Annotated in this window: 2 protein-coding genes; both read left to right on the forward strand. The window is 58.7% G+C overall.

The window, feature by feature from the left end; all coding sequences use genetic code 11:
* Positions 1-273: 273 nt before the first annotated feature.
* The gene (wbaP, locus tag V6C16_RS11445; protein WP_333534350.1) at positions 274-1,674 is read left to right on the forward strand and encodes an undecaprenyl-phosphate galactose phosphotransferase WbaP; all 1,401 of its coding nucleotides are present in this window, start codon (positions 274-276) and stop codon (positions 1,672-1,674) included.
* Complete coding sequence (locus V6C16_RS11450; RefSeq protein ID WP_333543263.1) at positions 1,620-2,321, forward strand: glycosyltransferase family 9 protein; 702 nt, start codon at positions 1,620-1,622, stop codon at positions 2,319-2,321. Before wbaP ends, V6C16_RS11450 begins: the two co-directional genes overlap by 55 nt.
* The last annotated feature ends 5 nt before the right edge of the window (positions 2,322-2,326 follow it).

Below are 2,326 nucleotides of genomic sequence, written 5' to 3' on the forward strand. Positions count from 1 at the left end.
TGGCGATGCGGTTGCCTACGCCATATCCCAGCCCGCAGACGCTTCGGTCAATGAAATCACCATCCGGGCCACCGCCCAGGACTTCTAGCATTTGCATTGCCGTGACGCAAGCCAGCCGGGGCGGATTGTTTTTTGCCGTTTGCAGAAGGAAAGAATATGGTATAATTATATGGATTAGAGCATGGCCTAATGCTCTGGCCTGTTGCAGGTTAAAATAATCAGCCCCGGTGGTTTTGCCGCGCAAGCAGCAGTGCGTTTTCCGGGATGGATGCCATGAAAAAAAACTCACGCTGGGTTTACCTCGCTTCACTTTTTGGTATTTCAGCCCAGAAGTTTCTGCTTTGCCTGTTTGACCTGCTGGCCCTTCTGGGAACGGCCCTTGCCGTGTTTCTCGTCCGGGCGGCTTTTGGCGGCCTTGACCCCGTGCTGTATCACTGGGTTGCGCCCATGCTTTTGCTTGGCCCTGTACTTGGGGCCGGGCTGGGGCTTTACCAGACGGTGAGCCTTGCCCCGCACCGCGAGCTCAAGGCGTTGTTTCAGCTGACAAGCCTTTTGTACGCCATTATCCTGGCGGTTCTTTTTTTGTCCAAAACCGGCGATGCCTATTCGCGCATAGTGATTATGGGCAGCTGGGCGGCAACGCTCTTCAGCATGCCGCTCATGCGCAGCCTGTGCCGCCGCCTTTATGCGCGTCGACGCTGGTGGGGAAAACCCCTGGTTATTTTTGACCATTGCAGCGAAGGGCGTGAGTTGTGGCACTATCTCAAGCGCCATCCCGAAAGGGGGCTGAATCCGGTGTCCATCTGCGACCTGCCTGATGAGCCGGAGGAAATGCGCCGCCTGTTTGCCGAGGTTTCCGCTCGGCAACCCAGGGCTATGGCCCTGTTGCTGCAAAAGGTGGGCAAGGCGCAGGAGGTTGACGTTATTACCGAGGCCGGGCGGTTTTTCAGCAGCACCCTGGTGGTTCCGGCCTTTGGCGGCAATTTTCGTGTCCACTGGCTCACGCCGCGTGATCTGGGCAATGCCGTGGGGCTGCTGGTACGGCAGAACCTGCGCGACAAACGCCGTCTCTTTGTCAAAAGATGTCTTGATATCGGCCTGTGTCTTCTTGGCTCAGCCATTCTGCTGCCTCTTGGGGCCGTTCTTGCTCTTGTAATAAAACTGGACAGCCCCGGGCCGGTTTTTTACCGCCAGGCGCGCATCGGGCGGGGCGGCAAGGAGATTCGGATCTTCAAATTCCGCACTATGGTGTGCGATGCCGACAAGGTTCTCAAGAATATGCTGCGCCGCGATGCCTCCCTGCGCGCGGAATGGGCCTGCGACCGCAAGCTCAAATGCGATCCGCGCATTACCCGCACTGGCCGTCTGCTGCGCAAGCTCAGCCTTGACGAGCTGCCGCAGCTCATCAACGTGGTCGCGGGCGACATGAGCCTTGTGGGGCCACGCCCCATTGTCGGGGACGAAGTGGAAAAGTACGGCCCGGTATTTGACGAATACTGCATGGTCCGGCCCGGCATTACGGGATTGTGGCAGGTTTCCGGCCGCAACAATACCACCTATGAGGAGCGCGTGAATTTTGACCAGTACTACATCAATAACTGGTCCGTATGGATGGACTTGTGGATTCTGTGCAAAACCGTGCCGGTGGTCACTCTGGGGCATGGAGCGTACTGATGGGTGAGCGCGGCAACAGGCTGAACCGTTTTCTCGACCGTTGGGCGGGCATTCCGCTGACTTTTTGCACGGCGGGTCTGCGTGCCGCAGCCGGAACAGCATCGCTGAATATGCCGCCGGAGCCGCAGCGGGTGGGCTTTATCTGCCTTGGCGCCATTGGCGATCTGCTGCTTTTTTCATCCCTGATTGCGGCCTTGCGCCGGCGTCTGCCCCATGCGCGCTTTTACCTGCTGACCAGCAGGGGAAATGCCGCCACGGCTTCCCTGATTCCGGGTATTGATGAAAGCGCCTCGTTCGGCGTGCGCCAGATTTCGTCCATGCTGGACTGGCTGCGCGGAAAAAAGCTGGATGTGCTTTTTGACAGCAGCCAGTGGCCCCGGCTTGGGGCCGTGCTGAGCAATCTGTCGGGAGCGCCCTGCACCGTGGGGTTTGATACTCCCGGGCAGTGCCGGGCCTGCGGCTACTCATACAGGGTGCCGCACTGCGCGGACAGGCACGAGGTGGAAAACTTTCTGGCCCTGGGCACCAGCAGACCCAGAGCACATGCCCCATGGTGCTCATGCGCACGTCCTTGCCCTCGGGAAGGCGAGACAGTAACTGTGATAGCTGGGCCATTAACAAAGTCCTTTATGGCGGTACGGGCATGATATAT

Origin of the sequence: Desulfovibrio sp. 1188_IL3213 (genome assembly GCF_036763145.1) — a bacterium.
GTDB lineage: Bacteria > Desulfobacterota > Desulfovibrionia > Desulfovibrionales > Desulfovibrionaceae > Desulfovibrio.

Excerpts from the sequence above, each read along its gene's own strand:
- wbaP (WP_333534350.1), top strand. The coding sequence starts at position 274 with ATGAAAAAAAACTCACGCTGGGTTTACCTCGCTTCACTTTTTGGTATT.